Origin of the sequence: Flavobacterium sp. W1B (genome assembly GCF_047344965.1) — a bacterium.
In the GTDB taxonomy this organism is placed as follows: domain Bacteria; phylum Bacteroidota; class Bacteroidia; order Flavobacteriales; family Flavobacteriaceae; genus Flavobacterium.
Window position 1 is genome coordinate 1,397,948 of record NZ_CP178845.1, and the last position, 15,995, is coordinate 1,413,942.

The window sequence follows — 15,995 nt, forward strand, 5'->3', positions numbered from 1 at the left end:
TTCTTTAAAGTTGTCATAAATAATGGATTGCCCTTTTTGAGTTTAAAGAAGAGGACTAACTCTGCCGTTTACTTGGACTTGAACAATAAGCTTAAAAAAATCCGTTTGAAAAATTTCTCAAACGGATTCTTTTTAAAGTTTTAACTGTTTATTGGATATTGATCTCAAATGGCATCATGGCCTGAACTCCTTTCTTAGTTTGTAATCTTTTTACTTGTTCCAAGACTTTGTAGTTTTCTTCGCCAATCTCTTCTTTTATTAAAGCCTCTTTTGATTGTCCGAAAGGGAAATTAGCAAAAAGATCATTGAAGTCTTTCTTGTATTCCGGATAATTCTGAGTAGAGTAGTTTTTTGTTTTTGATAAAGTGGCAGCTTCGCGAATAGCATCATTCAATCCTCCAATTTTATCTACTAATCCTATTTTGATGGCTTCAGAACCTGCCCAAACTCTGCCTTGTCCAATAGCATCTACTTGTGCAAATGTCATTTTTCTTCCTTTCGCAACATGAGTTACAAAGGTGTTGTATATGTTTTCTACTCCTTCAAGTGTAACTGCTTTGAATTTTTCGTCCATTGGTACAAATGGGCTGTATCTTGCTGAATTTTCATGTGTTTTTACCTGTTCGGTGTTTATTCCTATTTTAGTGGCTAACTGGCTAAAGTTTGGCAATACTCCAAAAACACCTATCGAGCCTGTAATGGTATTGTTTTCGGCAAAAATAGTATTGGCATTACAAGCGATGTAATATCCTCCAGAAGCGGCATAATTCCCCATTGACACTACTACAGGTTTCACCTTTTTTGTTAATTCGACTTCTCTCAAAATTAAATCCGAAGTCAAAGCGCTTCCACCAGGGCTGTCAATACGAAGCACGATAGCTTTTATATTCTTGTTTTTTCTTGCTTCTTGCAGGGAACGGCGCATTGATCCTTCTCCTATAGTATTAACATCTCCTTCTCCGCTCAGGATTTCGCCCTGGGCATAAATAATAGCTATCTGATCTTTGCTGCTATCGAGTGCTGCAGTTGTGATCATTTTTTTAGTATATTCAGAAATACTAACTTTATTATAGTCTTCGTCTTTCTGTACTTTCAATGCTTTTTTGATAGCATCATGATACATATCTTCATAAGCTATAATATCTACTAATTTTTGTTCTTTTGCCATTGCTGGTGTTCTGGCAAGAAGGCCATTGGCAATTTGATTGAGTTGGGCAACAGATACATTTCTGCTTTTCGAAATATCGGCTGTAACGGAACTCCATATTGAATTTAATAATGCGCTAACTTGTTCTCTGTTGGCATCACTCATCTTGTTTTCAAGGAAAGGCTCTACAGCGCTTTTGTATTTTCCGTGACGTATCACTTCCATTTTCACACCAGATTTGTCTTGTAAATCTTTGAAAAACATAATTTCAGAAGATAAACCTTTGAAATCCATTTCTCCAACGGGATTTATGTAGATTGTATTGGCAACGGAATTTAAATAATATTCCTTTTGAGAATAGGAATTGGCGTATGCCATTACAAATTTGCCAGATTTTTTAAAACTTTCTAAGGCATCTCTTAGGGTTTTGCTTTGTGCCATTCCTAATGAAGATTCGTTATTTAAGATAGAGATTCCTTTGATGTTATCATCTGTTTTTGCATCTTCAATTGCAGTGATAATATCCGATAATCCGATACTTTTTTTGTCTGAAAAAATAGTTATCAAAGGATCTTCGTATTTTCCGGCATAATCGTGTTTTATGTGTTTCAGATCTAATTCGATTACCGAATTGTTTTTGACTTCTACTGTTTCGGTTTCACCTCCAAAAACGGTTGCGATAATGAGTATCCCAAAAAAGAATAACATGCAAAAGACAAATAGACCAATAATGGTTGCCAAAACATTTCCTAAAAACTTCATATCTAATATTTTTATTTAATAAGTATCTAAAAGCGCTAAAATGTTACAGTTTGAGATCGTAAATTGAGAATTTTGTTCCAACACTTTGTACAAATATATCGTTAATTCTAAAATTCTTTTAGTTAATTTGTGCCTAATTATGAAAGCACAGCATCAGGTTATTTTATCTATAGGGAGTAATCAAGGCGATCGTCTTGAGAATGTAAAGGAATGTATTGCGTTGATACATCAGGAAATTGGTACAGTAATCAAAGTTTCAAAGGTTTATGAAACACCTTCCTGGGGTTTTGAAAGTGATGCTTTTTATAATTGCGCTTTAGTTTTGCACACTTTTAGTACAGCGCATAAAATTTTGTCGCAAGCTTTAAAGATCGAAAAAAAATTGGGGCGTATTCGGTCAGTAGAAAAAGGATATCAATCTCGAATTATAGATATTGATTTGATTGCTTATGACGAAGAAATTATAGATTCCGAAAAGCTTCAAATTCCGCATCCTTTGATGCAAGACAGAAAATTTGTGCTGTTGCCCATTCAGGATTTGAATTTAGATTGGAAACACCCTGTTTTAGAGAAATCAATTTCAGAATTGCTTGAGATTTCCTCTGATTTAAGTGTTTGCGAAGCGGTTCAGAATTTAGAAAGTCCTTTGCAGCATATTTCTTTGGAACAGTTTAATTATGTTGCTTTCGAAGGGAATATTGGTGCGGGAAAAACAACTTTGGTCTCTAAAATTGCCGATGATTTTAATGCCAAAACAGTTTTGGAGCGTTTTGCTGATAATCCTTTTTTACCTAAATTTTACAAAGATCAAAACCGCTATGCTTTTCCGTTGGAAATGTCTTTTTTGGCTGACCGATACCAGCAATTGTCCGATGATTTGGCGCAATTTGATTTGTTTAAAGATTTTCTGGTTGCCGATTATCATATTTTTAAATCCTTGATTTTTGCCAAAATCACACTGGCTGAAGATGAATATCGTTTGTATCGCAATCTGTTTGATATTATTTACAGAGAAATGCCAAAACCCGACTTGTATATTTATTTGTATCAAAATTCGGAACGACTGCTTCAAAACATCAAGAAAAGAGGTAGAAGTTACGAACAAGAAATCCCAGCAGAATATTTAGACAAAATCAATAGTGGTTATTTGGATTATATTAAATCTCAAACTGATTTGAATGTATTGATTATTGATGTCTCTGATAGGGATTTTGTAAAAAACCAGGAAGATTATCTTTATATTTTAAATGAGATTAAAAAGAAAATCACTTAGGCCAATTTAGTTTCTGGAATAAATCCCAAACTACAATTCCTGCGCTAACCGAAATGTTCAATGAATGTTTGGTACCTAATTGCGGAATTTCGATACAGCCATCACATAAGGCAACCGCTTCTTGAGAAACACCATGAACTTCATTTCCGAAAACCAAAGCATATTTTGTGTCTTTTTCAACTTTAAAATCTTGGAGAAAAATAGCGCTTTCGACTTGTTCGATAGCTAAGGTCTTTATTTTTTCTTTTTTTAGGTTGGCTATGACTTCAAGTACGTTTTCGTTATGCTCCCAGTTAACCGTTTCAGTTGCGCCAAGTGCTGTTTTGTGAATTTCTTTGTTTGGAGGTGTTGCAGTTATTCCACACAAATATATTTTTTCGATCAAAAAAGCATCGGCAGTCCTGAATACTGAACCGATATTGTGTAAACTACGCACATCATCCAATATTAAAATGATTGGTGTTTTTTCTGATTTTTTGAAATCCTCGATTGACTTTCTTTCTAGTTCACTGTTTTCTAATTTTCTCATTCTCTTTTTGGGGTATGTTTAAATAAAAAAAGCTTCCAAGAGTGAGGAAGCTTTTTAATGGTATTATTTTAAAATTTAGCTTTTTGGAGCATCAGCTGCCAATACATTTCCTTTTATAGTTAAAACTTTATTAGAAGGATTGGCATTGGTTGTCAAAGTTACTGTTTTGGTGAAAGGTTGCCCAGCTCTAGAAGTGTCGTATTTTACGCTAATAACTCCTTTTGCACCTGGAGCAATTGGCTCTCTAGGATAGGTTGGTACAGTACATCCACATGAACCTTGAGCATTTGTTATGATTAAAGGTTTGTTTCCGTTATTTGTGAATACAAAATCACGTTTTCCGTCAGAATTGTATGCAACAGTACCATAATCAATTGTTTCAGTAACAAAAACGATTCCTGCTCCGTCAACTTTAGCAACGCTTGCTTTAGTTGCTGCTTTCGCTTTTATTTTTTTGGTAGTTTCTTGGGCGCTAGAAGTCGTAACCCCTAAAATTGTAAGCACAGCTAGTAAAAATATTTTTTTCATTTTGTGTCGTTTTAATATTCATAACAAATTTATAGAAAATATTGAAATTAAAGCTTAAAAAATGTATAATTTTTTCTACTTTTTACTTTAAGTGTTTCCTTATTCGCTATTAAATATCTTAAATTCGCTGTCATTTCTAACATTAATATAAATATCAATAATTTGGCAGCTAAAGATAAGGTAGTTAAGGAAACGCCGTTAATGAAGCAATATAACGAAATCAAGAGGAAATATCCAGATGCTTGTTTGTTATTTCGTGTGGGAGATTTTTATGAAACATTTGGAGAAGATGCTGTTAGAGCTTCTAAAATATTAGGAATTACCTTAACTAAAAGGGGAGCAGGTTCCGAAACGGAGACTGCTTTGGCAGGGTTTCCGCATCATTCCATAAATACCTATTTGCCAAAGTTGGTCAAAGCGGGGCTTCGCGTTGCAATTTGTGATCAGTTGGAAGATCCAAAAATGACCAAAACTATCGTGAAACGAGGCGTGACTGAATTGGTGACTCCTGGGGTTTCTATGAATGATGAGGTTTTGCATTCAAAAACAAATAACTTTTTGGCGTCGGTATATTTTGCTAATAAATCAATAGGAATTTCTTTTTTAGATGTGTCTACCGGAGAGTTTCTTACGGCTCAAGGAAATGCAGAATATATTGATAAATTATTGCAGAATTTTAATCCTTCAGAGGTTTTGGTTCAGAAAAATAATAAAAATGATTTCCGTGAAAATTTTGGCTATGATTACCATAGTTTTTATTTGGAAGATTGGATTTATAAGGAGGATTATGCAAATGAAATATTAACGAAACATTTTCAGACGACTTCCTTAAAAGGATTTGGAATTGAGGATTTGAAAGAAGGGATTATTGCTTCGGGTGCTATTTTGTATTATTTGTCCGAAACACAACATAATCGAGTGCAACATATCACTTCGATTCAACGTATTGCCGAAGATGCTTACGTTTGGATGGATCGATTTACGATTCGAAATCTGGAGTTGTATCATAGTTATAATCCAAATGCGGTTACGCTTCTGGATGTTATTGACAGAACGCTTTCGCCGATGGGTGGTCGTTTGTTAAAACGATGGTTGGCTTTGCCATTGAAAGATGCTAATAAAATACAAAGCCGCCATCAGGTGGTTTCCTATTTGAAAGAAAATCAGGAAGTGTTGCAAAGCATGCAATATCAAATAAAGCAAATTTCTGATCTGGAGCGTTTGATTTCGAAAATCGCCGCAGGAAAAGTGTCGCCGCGTGAGGTTGTTTATTTGAAAGAATCTTTGGATGCTATCATTCCTATGAAGAAACTAGCGTTGGAGAGTTCGCAAGAAGCAGTTAAGATTATTGGAGATAGTCTTCATAGTTGTGATTTGCTTCGTGAGAAAATTAAAACGACGCTAAATCAGGATGCTCCCGTGGCTGTTGCCAAAGGGAATGCGATTGCAAAAGGAATCAGTGCAGAGTTAGATGATTTAAGGGCGATATCGACCTCAGGGAAAGAGTTTCTTGAAGGAATAGAATTGAGAGAGTCGCAACGAACAGGGATTACGTCTTTAAAGATTTCTTTCAATAATGTTTTTGGGTATTATATCGAGGTTAGAAATACGCATAAAGATAAGGTGCCGGCTGAGTGGATTAGAAAACAAACTCTTGTTAATGCAGAGCGTTATATTACCGAAGAACTAAAAGAGTACGAAGTCAAAATTCTTGGTGCCGAAGAGAAAATTCATAAAATAGAATTGGAGTTATTCGAGCAATTAGTGGCTTGGATTTCGACCTATATTAAACCTGTTCAGTTGAACGCTAATTTAGTGGCTCAGTTGGATTGTTTGTGTTCTTTCGCGCAATTGGCTATTGAAAATAAATATGTTTGTCCTGAGTTGGATGAAACTTTTGAATTGGATATTAAAAACGGAAGGCATCCTGTTATCGAAAAACAATTGCCGGTGGGAGTTCCTTATATAGCTAATGATGTGTATTTGGATAGAGAAACACAGCAATTGATTATGATTACGGGTCCCAATATGTCTGGAAAGTCTGCTATTTTGCGTCAAACAGCCTTAATTGTACTCTTGGCTCAAATGGGAAGTTTTGTTCCTGCTGACAGTGTTAGAATGGGAATTGTGGATAAGATATTTACCAGAGTAGGAGCGAGCGATAACATTTCGATGGGGGAATCTACTTTTATGGTCGAGATGAACGAGACGGCTTCCATTTTGAACAATATTTCCGATAGAAGCCTGGTGCTTTTGGATGAGATTGGTAGAGGAACCAGTACTTATGACGGGATTTCTATTGCTTGGGCAATTGCGGAGTTTTTGCATGAGCATCCTTCAAAACCAAAGACTTTGTTTGCGACTCATTACCATGAGTTAAATGAAATGAGTGAGTTGTTGCCTCGAATTCAGAATTATAATGTCTCTGTAAAGGAGTTAAAAGATACGGTTCTTTTTATTAGGAAATTGGTAAAAGGAGGAAGTGCTCACAGTTTTGGTATTCATGTGGCTAAGATGGCTGGAATGCCTCAGTTAGTGATTTTAAAAGCGCAGAAAATATTAAAGAAATTAGAGAAAGATCATTCGGGAGAAATGCTAAGCGGTGTTAAGCCGGATAAAGATGAGGTACAGATGAGTTTCTTTAATCTGGATGATCCTTTGTTGGAAGAAATCAAAGAAGAGATTCTGAATTTGGATATAAATAGCGTAACGCCGGTGGAGGCTTTGATGAAGCTCAATGAGATTAAGAGAATGCTTACTGGGAAATAATTTTATTTGTTTTTAAAGTTTAGGTTCTCAGAAGTTTAGCTTTTATCTTAATTTTTTTTACAGAAAAGGCTTGTGTAATTCAATAAATGTCCTAAATTTGCATCCGCAATACAGAACAAGTGTTGCGGTTCTTTTTAAGAATTGAAAATGCGAAAATAGCTCAGTTGGTAGAGCGCGACCTTGCCAAGGTCGAGGTCGCGGGTTCGAGCCCCGTTTTTCGCTCCACACCACACAATGCTCGGATGGTGAAATTGGTAGACACGCTGGACTTAAAATCCAGTGAACAGCAATGTTCGTGCGGGTTCAAGTCCCGCTCTGAGTACAAAGAAAACCCCTTAATTTTAAGGGGTTTTTTTGTTTAATAATGTTTTCAAATGAATAAAAGCTTATTCGGGCTTTTATAAGAAAAAAAATCACTCAAAATAAATATGGCTTCTTTTGTAATTAGTAAAAGGTTTAGTGGTGATTATAAATTTGAATTTACTTCTAGGAAGGGAAAGACGATTTTTACGAGTAATGCGTATGAGTTGCGAATGGATTGTGAGTCGGCGGCAGAGCATTTAAGGTCGGTTTTTGAGACTTGTTCTTATGTGAAGTTTAAAACAACTAAGGGGAAGTTTTTTTTTAGAGTAGTGGTAGATAATGAGGTTGTGGCCGCAAGTAGAAAGTATAGTACGGAGTTGATGGTTCAGAAAGGAATCAACGAAATAATGAAGTACGGTTCAAAGGCAGAGATATTAGACTTTTCGAATAATAATTTTGTTTTTGAGGATTAGCCTGATTAGATAGATATGATGTAAAAAAGCGCCTGAAATAAATAATATTTCAGGCGCTTTTTTGTGTTTTGTGATTACAAAAAAAAGCCATTACACAATTGTGGAATGGCCTTATTTTTTTGATGTAATTTAAAATTACTTAGCAGCAGGAGCTTCAGTAGCAGGAGCTTCAACAGCAGCAGTGTCAACAGCAGTAGTGTCAGCAACAACAGCAGTAGTATCAGCAACTACAGCAGTAGTATCAGCAGCAGTAGTTTCTTCAGCAGCAGCGTCAGATTTTTTACAAGATACAACAGTTAAAACAGCAACAACAGCTAAACTTAAAAATACTTTTTTCATCTTACTTTATTATAAAAGGTTAATTATTAATTCGAGGCAAAGATATAAATTTTTTGATATGTAAAATATTTTTTTATTTTTTTTTTGAAAAAATAGTGCTTTTTTTCAACCTTAAATCCAGATGCGATTATTATCCCTTTAAAACCAATGCTTTTGTGAAAAAACCGCATCATTTGGAAGGTCTGTTTTTTTGCTTATTTCTGCTTTATTTTTTTGGATTTCAGTGTTTTAACCTTTTTTGGGTGAACTAATTTCAATTCGGAGATCAAGTTTTGTGCATTAGCATATTTATCCATGATGAATAAGATGTATCTGACATCAACCATGATGTTTCTGCAAATGCTTGGGTCGTAATAGATGTCACTCATTGTACCTTCCCAAACTCTGTCAAAATTAAGTCCTATTAGGTTTCCTTTTGCATCAATGGCAGGACTTCCTGAGTTTCCTCCTGTAGTATGATTCGTACCAATGAAGTTTACAGGCAGTTTGCCATTTTCGCCATAAATTCCATAATCTTTGGTTTTGTATAAATCAATTAATTTAGCAGGGACGTCAAATTCATAATCACCAGGTATGTATTTCTCCATAACTCCTTCTAAATAGGTTATAGGTGTGTAGATGGTAGCGTCCTTTGGTTCGTATCCTTTTACTTTTCCGTAAGTAACTCTTAATGTACTGTTAGCATCTGGGAAAATTCTACTGTCTTTATTTAATTCTAACTGTGCCTTCATGTATGTTCTTTGAAGGGCAGTAATCGTTAAATTGATTTCGTCGTATTTTGGAGCAATTTCTTTAGAATATTTATCAGCCAACTCTTTTACAAGTTGATAGGCTTTGTCGTTATTCAGGTTCGTTAAAACTGTTTTTGCATCGCCAGTCAATAGTCCTTTTAATTCTTCATAGCTTCTAAGCTTAGATTTACTGTAAATTTCCGATGCCAAATTCTTAGCGTCAATATTTGTTAGACTTTGTGGTAGAAACTGTTTTGGAGATTTTTTAGCATACAAATCTATTAATTGCTCAAAAACATTTTGATCAACATTTAAATTAAAATTTTTATAGAATCCAGCGAGACCGGTTACTAAATTAGTTTTTCGGTCAGTAAAGGATTGTTCGCCATTAGTTTTGTAGGCTTGCTCTAATTGGTACAATCTGTAGGCAACGCTTAATAACTCGGTATTGCGCTGTACTACTTCTTGAAAATAGTCTCTTGCCAAGGCATAAGGAGCAATTTCGGTATAGTTTTTATCAAAATCGGTCAATAGGTTACCGTATTCTTTTTCTTTACCTGCTTTTGTAATTTTAGACTGAAAAGTTTTTTCAGATTCTTTTTTTATGGCAATAGTATTTGATTTTTTTAAACCTTGAGTTTCGCCAATCCATTTTTTCCAATAATTAGCAATTCCTGCATATTTAGAGGCATATTGTATTTTAATGGCATTGTCTTCTCTCATAAAGCCATCAGCAACTTTTAATGCTTTGTCTCTAATTTCAATTTTTGCCGGATTTAATTCGTTTACAATTTGTTCTATAGCTATAGATGGCAAATATTCGTTTGTTTTTCCAGGATACCCAAAAACCATAGTAAAATCATCTTCGGCTACACCATCAAGAGAGATAGGTAAGAAATGTTTAGGCGTGTAAGGAACATTGTCTTTAGAGTAAGCAGCCGGACGGTTATTTTTATCGGCATAGATTCTGAATAAAGAGAAATCTCCGGTATGGCGTGGCCAAACCCAGTTGTCAGTATCAGATCCAAATTTTCCGATTGAAGAAGGCGGAGCGCCAACCAAACGAACATCGGTAAAGGTTTCTGTTAAAAACAGCATGTATTGATTCCCTTCGAAAAAAGTACGAATCTTATTTTCCTGCCAGCTTTCTTTTGGTAAAGTGCGGCTAAGGATTGCAATGTTCTGTTGAATTTTGTTCTGTTTTTCCGCTTCATCGGTAAGCGCGGCTGTTCCTTCTAATACAGCTGTGGTTACGTCTTCAATTTTCACGATAAAAGTTACGTTTAAATTCTCGTTTGGTAATTCATCTTCCATTTTGTAAGCCCAAAAACCATCGGTCAGATAGTCGTTTTTTACAGTAGAATGCGATTGGATTTGAGAAAAACCGCAATGGTGATTCGTTAGGATTAACCCTTTTGGAGAAATTACTTCCGAGGTGCAGCCGCCGTTAAAATGCGGGACAGCATCTTTTAAGCTGGATTGATTGACATCATAAATTTCTTTTATCGACATTTTCATGCCTAAATTTTTCATTTCTGTTTCATTCATTCCTTTCAAAAGAGAAGGAATCCACATTCCGCCTTGTTGGGCTTGGGTTTGAATGACAAATAATAATAGGAATAATTTTAAAAATTTCATGTTTATAAATTTAATTTGCAATTTTATCTGGTTTTGTATGCCATTAATTTTCGATTATGCAATTCGAAACCGCTGGCAAGATACAATTTTTGTGCGTTTTGATTGTGGTTTTCTATTTCTAGGTAGATTAATTTTAGCGCTTCTTTTTTGCTTTCTTCCAAAACAAAGGCAATAGTTTTGCTTCCGATTCCTTTGCCTCTTGCTTTTTCGGATAAATACAATTCGTCTAGGAAAGCAATTTTTCCTTGGTATTCAAAGCTGAAAATAAAGGTTAAAATAACGTAGCCTACAACTTCGTTTTCGGACAGAATGAGCCATGCTTTTCCCAAGTTTTCATTGGTGATAAACTCTTTAAATAAAGAATTAGAGATTTCAATGTCAATTGGGTAATTGTCTATAGCGTAGAATTGCTGCATCAAATCCACGATGGCATCAATATCGGAAAGCGCTAAAGGTTTAAATTGGATCATTGAAAATGTTTTTTAAAATTATAGCCGTAGCTCCTTTGTTCATTAAGACAAAAGTGTCGCAAATGTGTCCTTTCTCGCTTCTGAATTCTTCATTTATGATTAAATCATCAAAAGCGGCATTTAATTCACTCTTGTTTTTGACTGAAATGCAGCCACTCATATTGACCAAAGCGGTCGCTTCGGCAAAATGAGAATAATTAGGGCCAATTATTATTGGGACGCCAAATGTTGCCGGTTCTAAAATGTTGTGTACGCCGGGATTTCCAAAACCACCGCCCACATAGGCGATATCGGCATAACTGTAAATTTTGGTCAGAATGCCAATGGTGTCGATAATAAATACATCAAAATCGGCGAGGTTTTTACTCGTTTTTTCAGAGTATAACACCGTTTTTTTAGTTAACTTACTTTTTAGCTGATGGATTTGTTCGCTTTTGATATTGTGTGGCGCAATGATAAATTTGATCTTATGCTTGGTTGAATTGATATAATCGATCAATAAATTCTCGTCTTTTGGCCAAGAACTACCAACGACTAAGGTAAGTGTGTTATTTTTAAATTCAGAAATAAAATCCAAGGAATTGTCTTTTTCCAAAATGGTGGCCACTCGGTCAAAACGAGTGTCGCCAGAAATTGCAACATTGGTTTTACCTAATTCTAGTAATAATTTTTTAGAGCTTTCATTTTGGACAAAGAAGAAAGTGAAAGCCTCTAACGCTTTTCTGTAAAAGCCTCCGTACCATTTGAAAAACATCTGATTCTTTCTAAAAATCCCAGATATCAAATAGGTTGGAATGTTTTGTTTTTTTAGCTCGTTTAAGTAGTTAAGCCAAAATTCGTATTTGATAAAAAACACCATTTCAGGATGTGCAAGTTTTAAGAAATTTTCGGCATTACTTTTAGTGTCCAAAGGCAGATAAACAGTTACATCTGCCACAGTATTATTTTTTCGGACTTCATATCCTGAAGGAGAAAAGAAGGTAAGGATGATTTTGTGGTTGGGGAATTTTTCCTTAATTTTTTCGATTACTGGCAAGCCTTGCTCGTATTCGCCTAGTGAGGCAGCATGAAACCAGATGGTTTTATCGGAAGCTTTTATTTTTTGTTCCAAAATAGGAAAAACAACTTTTCGACCATCTACAAAAAGTTTGATTTTTGAATTGAAGAAAGCGATAGGTTTTAGGAGTAATTGAGCAATTTGTATTGCCGCATTGTATAGAAATAGCATACGGATAAATTTATTTTGCTAAAATACAGTTTCTTTTGTTTATCATTTAAATCTTAGTGCTTAAATTCATATTTTTGCCATTAAGAATTTTAATGAAGTCTAAAGAGGACTGCTCCCATGTAGAATTGAACAATGTCATGGATACAATGTGTTGGCTAAGCCAGATTATTGAGATTCGGAGCTAATTGATTTAAATAAAATAGAAATGAAAAAAATCCAAATGGTTGACCTAAAAAGTCAATATGATAAAATTGCAACAACTGTAAATGCTTCTATTCAAAATGTTTTAGATACAAATACATACATCAATGGGCCGCAGGTTCATCAATTTCAAAAAGAGTTAGAAGAATATCTAGATGTAAAACATGTAATTCCTTGTGCAAACGGAACCGATGCTTTGCAAATTGCGATGATGGGATTAGATTTAAAGCCAGGCGATGAGGTAATTACTGCCGATTTTACCTTCGCTGCAACGGTAGAAGTGATCGCATTATTGCAATTAACACCTGTTTTGGTTGATGTAGATATACATAATATGAATATTTCGCTGGAAAGAATTAAGGCAGCTATCACCCCTAAAACTAAAGCGATTGTTCCGGTTCATTTATTTGGTCGTGCGGCCAATATGGAAGCGATCATGGCCTTGGCCAAGGAACATAATTTATACGTTATTGAAGATAATGCTCAAGCAATTGGAGCCAATTGTAAATTTTCGGACGGGACTAAAAAGAAAGCCGGAACAATAGGACATGTAGGAGCGACCTCTTTTTTTCCTTCTAAAAACTTAGGTTGTTATGGTGATGGAGGAGCAATTTTCACTAATGATGATGCTTTGGCACACAAACTTCGCGGAATTGTAAATCACGGAATGTACGAGCGTTACCACCATGATGTTGTAGGAGTGAATTCTCGTTTAGATAGTATTCAAGCGGCAGTTTTAAATGCAAAGTTACCGTTATTAGATGTGTACAATAAAGCAAGACAAGATGCGGCCAGGAAATATTCTGCTGCTTTTGAAGGGCATAAGAATATTGTGGCGCCAAATATCTGTGATGTTTGCGACTGTCATGTTTTTCACCAATATACTTTACGAATTATAGATGCTGACAGAAACGCTTTGATGCAACATTTATTAGATAAAGGGATTCCATGTGCTATTTATTACCCGATTCCTTTACATTCTCAAAAAGCATATTTAGATTCAAGATACAAAGAAGAAGATTTTCCGGTAACAAATCAGTTGGTGAAAGAAGTGATTTCTCTGCCAATGCACACAGAGTTGGAAGACGAACAAATCAAATTTATAACAGACAGTGTTTTAGAATTTTTAAATAAATAAGTGATTTTGCTATTTGGTTTTAAGAGAAATTCAAATGGTCAAATCAACAATTGCCAAATTAATAATAAATGAAAGTATTAGTAACAGGAGGATTGGGTTTTATAGGTTCGCACACAGTTGTTGAACTGCAAAACGAAGGATTTGAAGTAGTAATTATTGATAATCTTTCTAATTCTTCAGAAGAAGTTTTGAAAGGGATTGTGGCCATTACTGGTAAGATGCCCATTTTTGAGAAATTAGATTTAAGAGAAAAAAAATCAGTTCAAGATTTTTTTAAGAAATACAATGATATTTCAGGAGTTATTCATTTTGCGGCTTCAAAAGCAGTAGGCGAAAGTGTTGAAAACCCGTTGTTATATTATGAAAACAACATCAATACCCTAGTTTATTTGCTGCAAGAACTACAGCAAAAGCCAGAAGCACATTTTATTTTTAGTTCATCGTGTACTGTTTATGGTCAAGCCGAAACTATGCCGATAACTGAAAATGCTTCGATTCAAACAGCGATGTCGCCTTATGGAAATACCAAGCAAATTGGAGAAGAGATTATTACTGATGTGGCTAAGGTTACCAATGTAAACGCCATCTTATTGCGTTATTTCAATCCGGTTGGTTCACATCCTTCTGCTGAAATTGGAGAATTGCCTATCGGAGTTCCTCAAAATTTGGTGCCATTTATTACCCAAACCGGTTTTGGTTTGCGTCAGGCCTTATCTGTTTATGGTGACGATTATCCAACGCCTGATGGAACAGCGATTCGCGATTATATTCACGTTGTTGATTTGGCGAAAGCGCACGTAATTGCTTTGCAACGATTGTTGAATAAAAAGAATGAGGCTAAAGTTGAAACGTTTAATCTGGGAACCGGAACAGGAAGTTCTGTCTTGGAAGTGATTCATGCATTTGAGAAAGTAAGTGGTAAAAAACTACCTTATAATATTGTTCCTCGTAGAGAAGGTGATATTACGGAAGCTTATGCCAATACGGATAAAGCAAATACTGTTTTAGGCTGGAAAGCTAAATCTACTTTAGAAGAGTCTTTAGCCAGTGCCTGGAAATGGGAAGTTAAGATTCGTTCTTAGTTAGGTTTTAGATTCTTTTGTAAGCTATAAAAAAGAAAAAAGTCCCCATAAAATATTTTATGGGGACTTTTTTTAGTTATTTCTTAACTGCCTCTTTCATTTTATCCGCAGCCTTATCCATTTTTTCTTCTCCTTTTTTAACTGCTGACTCCATTTTAGCTTTTGCAGTATCAACTGCAGTTTCTGCTTTAGCGGCTACAGTGTCCATTTTTTGTTCTACTTCGGTTCCAATCTCTTTTGTAGCGTCTTCAATTTTGTCTTGTGTTTTGTCTTTGCATGAGATCATTGCAATGGCGACAAAAGCTACTGTTAAAAATGTTTTTCTCATCTTTTGTGGTTTTAAGGGTTAATAGATTGCAACAATTTATTTTGTTGTTCTTCAAATGTAACAAAAAAATCCTCACAAACTTTCGTCTATGAGGATGAATATTTATGTGAATTATAAATTACAGAAGCTGAGTTCGACTGATAACCAGAACTTAAGCGTTCGCGGTAACTGCTTCTTTGTCAATTTTACCAATCAATCCTGCTAATACTTTTCCTGGACCTACTTCTGTAAATAATGTGGCGCCATCTGCAATCATTTGTTGAACCGATTGTGTCCATTTTACAGGAGCAGTCAATTGAATGATTAGGTTTTTCTTAATTTCGGAAGGGTCAGATATAGCACTTGCTGTTACGTTTTGATAAACCGGACAAATAGGAGTCGAGAACGTAGTTGCTTCAATAGCTGCGGCTAGTTCTTCTCTTGCTGGCTCCATCATTGGCGAGTGAAATGCGCCACCTACAGGCAATAATAAAGCTCTTTTTGCACCGGCTGCTTTCATTGCTTCGCAGGCTTTTTCTACGGCTGATGTTTCTCCCGAAATCACTAATTGTCCCGGGCAGTTGTAATTTGCTGCTACTACAACACCATCGATCGAAGCACAAACTTCTTCAACAATATTATCCGCTAATCCTAAAACCGCTGCCATAGTCGAAGGTTTGATTTCGCAGGCTTTTTGCATCGCCAAAGCTCTTTGTGAAACTAATTTTAGCCCATCTTCAAATGATAAAGCACCATTGGCAACTAATGCCGAAAATTCTCCCAAAGAATGTCCCGCTACCATTTCTGGTTTGAAATCTTCCAAAGTTTTTGCCAAAATTACCGAGTGCAAGAACACCGCTGGCTGGGTTACTTTGGTTTCTTTCAATTCCTCTGTCGTTCCTTCAAACATGATGTCAGTGATGCGGAAACCCAATATTTCGTTTGCTTTTTCGAATAATTCCTTTGCTAATGGGGAGTTTTCATATAAGTCTTTGCCCATTCCTGTGAACTGTGCACCTTGACCTGGAAATACGTATGCTTTCATAAAAAGTTGTTTAAAGTTTAAGGTTTTATTTT

At 35.4% G+C, this 15,995-nt stretch carries 14 protein-coding genes and 2 tRNA genes; 7 read left to right on the forward strand and 9 right to left on the reverse strand.

Annotation, left to right across the window (positions count from 1 at the left end; translation table 11 throughout):
* Positions 1-148 precede the first annotated feature (148 nt).
* A complete protein-coding gene (gene sppA, locus ACMDB5_RS06130; protein WP_414000131.1) occupies positions 149-1,909 on the reverse strand; it encodes a signal peptide peptidase SppA in 1,761 nt (586 codons plus the stop codon).
* 139 nt (positions 1,910-2,048) lie between these two features.
* Here sppA and folK point away from each other — a divergent pair, with 139 nt between their 5' ends.
* A complete protein-coding gene (folK, locus tag ACMDB5_RS06135) occupies positions 2,049-3,182 on the forward strand; it encodes a 2-amino-4-hydroxy-6-hydroxymethyldihydropteridine diphosphokinase (RefSeq protein WP_414000132.1) in 1,134 nt (377 codons plus the stop codon).
* On the opposite strand, the gene ACMDB5_RS06140 is transcribed toward folK, so the two are convergent.
* Entirely contained in the window at positions 3,175-3,711 is a 537-nt protein-coding gene (locus ACMDB5_RS06140) for an RNA methyltransferase (protein ID WP_414000133.1), read from the reverse strand. The two genes, folK and ACMDB5_RS06140, sit on opposite strands and share 8 nt — an antisense overlap.
* A 75-nt stretch (positions 3,712-3,786) precedes the next feature.
* Entirely contained in the window at positions 3,787-4,239 is a 453-nt protein-coding gene (locus tag ACMDB5_RS06145) for a DUF1573 domain-containing protein (RefSeq protein ID WP_414000134.1), read from the reverse strand.
* Positions 4,240-4,401: 162 nt separating this feature from the next.
* Here ACMDB5_RS06145 and mutS point away from each other — a divergent pair, with 162 nt between their 5' ends.
* From mutS to ACMDB5_RS06165, 4 genes are all read left to right on the forward strand, one after another.
* On the forward strand, positions 4,402-7,008 hold the full coding sequence (gene mutS / locus ACMDB5_RS06150; RefSeq protein WP_414000135.1) for a DNA mismatch repair protein MutS: 2,607 nt from the start codon (positions 4,402-4,404) through the stop codon (positions 7,006-7,008).
* 149 nt (positions 7,009-7,157) lie between these two features.
* A tRNA-Gly gene (locus tag ACMDB5_RS06155) sits at positions 7,158-7,233 on the forward strand.
* A gap of 11 nt (positions 7,234-7,244) precedes the next feature.
* Positions 7,245-7,330, forward strand: a tRNA-Leu gene (locus ACMDB5_RS06160).
* A gap of 106 nt (positions 7,331-7,436) precedes the next feature.
* Positions 7,437-7,784, forward strand: coding sequence for a DUF1508 domain-containing protein (locus ACMDB5_RS06165; protein WP_414000136.1), 348 nt, complete (start codon positions 7,437-7,439; stop codon positions 7,782-7,784).
* Positions 7,785-7,919: 135 nt separating this feature from the next.
* Here ACMDB5_RS06165 and ACMDB5_RS06170 read toward each other — a convergent pair whose 3' ends face one another.
* From ACMDB5_RS06170 to ACMDB5_RS06185, 4 genes are all read right to left on the reverse strand, one after another.
* On the reverse strand, positions 7,920-8,123 hold the full coding sequence (locus ACMDB5_RS06170) for a hypothetical protein (protein WP_414000137.1): 204 nt from the start codon (positions 8,121-8,123) through the stop codon (positions 7,920-7,922).
* 194 nt (positions 8,124-8,317) lie between these two features.
* The gene (locus tag ACMDB5_RS06175) at positions 8,318-10,492 is read right to left on the reverse strand and encodes a S46 family peptidase (protein ID WP_414000138.1); all 2,175 of its coding nucleotides are present in this window, start codon (positions 10,490-10,492) and stop codon (positions 8,318-8,320) included.
* 23 nt (positions 10,493-10,515) lie between these two features.
* On the reverse strand, positions 10,516-10,962 hold the full coding sequence (locus tag ACMDB5_RS06180) for an N-acetyltransferase family protein (protein ID WP_414000139.1): 447 nt from the start codon (positions 10,960-10,962) through the stop codon (positions 10,516-10,518).
* Entirely contained in the window at positions 10,949-12,190 is a 1,242-nt protein-coding gene (locus ACMDB5_RS06185; protein WP_414000140.1) for a 3-deoxy-D-manno-octulosonic acid transferase, read from the reverse strand. The genes ACMDB5_RS06180 and ACMDB5_RS06185 overlap by 14 nt, the downstream gene beginning before the upstream one ends.
* 205 nt (positions 12,191-12,395) lie before the next feature.
* Between ACMDB5_RS06185 and ACMDB5_RS06190 the strand changes: the two genes are divergently transcribed.
* Together ACMDB5_RS06190 and galE are read left to right on the forward strand one after the other, a co-directional pair.
* The gene (locus tag ACMDB5_RS06190; RefSeq protein WP_414000141.1) at positions 12,396-13,529 is read left to right on the forward strand and encodes a DegT/DnrJ/EryC1/StrS family aminotransferase; all 1,134 of its coding nucleotides are present in this window, start codon (positions 12,396-12,398) and stop codon (positions 13,527-13,529) included.
* 68 nt (positions 13,530-13,597) lie between these two features.
* Positions 13,598-14,611: a UDP-glucose 4-epimerase GalE gene (gene galE, locus ACMDB5_RS06195; RefSeq protein WP_414000142.1), complete on the forward strand. Its 1,014-nt coding sequence runs from the start codon at positions 13,598-13,600 to the stop codon at positions 14,609-14,611.
* Positions 14,612-14,687: 76 nt separating this feature from the next.
* Here galE and ACMDB5_RS06200 read toward each other — a convergent pair whose 3' ends face one another.
* Together ACMDB5_RS06200 and fabD are read right to left on the reverse strand one after the other, a co-directional pair.
* A complete protein-coding gene (locus ACMDB5_RS06200; protein WP_414000143.1) occupies positions 14,688-14,939 on the reverse strand; it encodes a hypothetical protein in 252 nt (83 codons plus the stop codon).
* Between the two features lie 151 nt (positions 14,940-15,090).
* The gene (gene fabD / locus ACMDB5_RS06205) at positions 15,091-15,963 is read right to left on the reverse strand and encodes an ACP S-malonyltransferase (RefSeq protein ID WP_414000144.1); all 873 of its coding nucleotides are present in this window, start codon (positions 15,961-15,963) and stop codon (positions 15,091-15,093) included.
* Positions 15,964-15,995 lie beyond the last annotated feature (32 nt).

Bases quoted from the DNA above. Each gene is read 5' to 3' on its own strand.
- galE (WP_414000142.1), top strand. From the start codon at position 13,598: ATGAAAGTATTAGTAACAGGAGGATTGGGTTTTATAGGTTCGCACACA.
- folK (WP_414000132.1), top strand. From the start codon at position 2,049: ATGAAAGCACAGCATCAGGTTATTTTATCTATAGGGAGTAATCAAGGC.
- ACMDB5_RS06190 (WP_414000141.1), top strand. From the start codon at position 12,396: ATGAAAAAAATCCAAATGGTTGACCTAAAAAGTCAATATGATAAAATT.
- sppA (WP_414000131.1), bottom strand. From the start codon at position 1,909: ATGAAGTTTTTAGGAAATGTTTTGGCAACCATTATTGGTCTATTTGTC.
- ACMDB5_RS06140 (WP_414000133.1), bottom strand. From the start codon at position 3,711: ATGAGAAAATTAGAAAACAGTGAACTAGAAAGAAAGTCAATCGAGGAT.
- ACMDB5_RS06200 (WP_414000143.1), bottom strand. From the start codon at position 14,939: ATGAGAAAAACATTTTTAACAGTAGCTTTTGTCGCCATTGCAATGATC.
- ACMDB5_RS06145 (WP_414000134.1), bottom strand. From the start codon at position 4,239: ATGAAAAAAATATTTTTACTAGCTGTGCTTACAATTTTAGGGGTTACG.
- ACMDB5_RS06175 (WP_414000138.1), bottom strand. From the start codon at position 10,492: ATGAAATTTTTAAAATTATTCCTATTATTATTTGTCATTCAAACCCAA.
- ACMDB5_RS06170 (WP_414000137.1), bottom strand. From the start codon at position 8,123: ATGAAAAAAGTATTTTTAAGTTTAGCTGTTGTTGCTGTTTTAACTGTT.
- ACMDB5_RS06180 (WP_414000139.1), bottom strand. From the start codon at position 10,962: ATGATCCAATTTAAACCTTTAGCGCTTTCCGATATTGATGCCATCGTG.
- ACMDB5_RS06165 (WP_414000136.1), top strand. From the start codon at position 7,437: ATGGCTTCTTTTGTAATTAGTAAAAGGTTTAGTGGTGATTATAAATTT.
- fabD (WP_414000144.1), bottom strand. From the start codon at position 15,963: ATGAAAGCATACGTATTTCCAGGTCAAGGTGCACAGTTCACAGGAATG.
- ACMDB5_RS06185 (WP_414000140.1), bottom strand. From the start codon at position 12,190: ATGCTATTTCTATACAATGCGGCAATACAAATTGCTCAATTACTCCTA.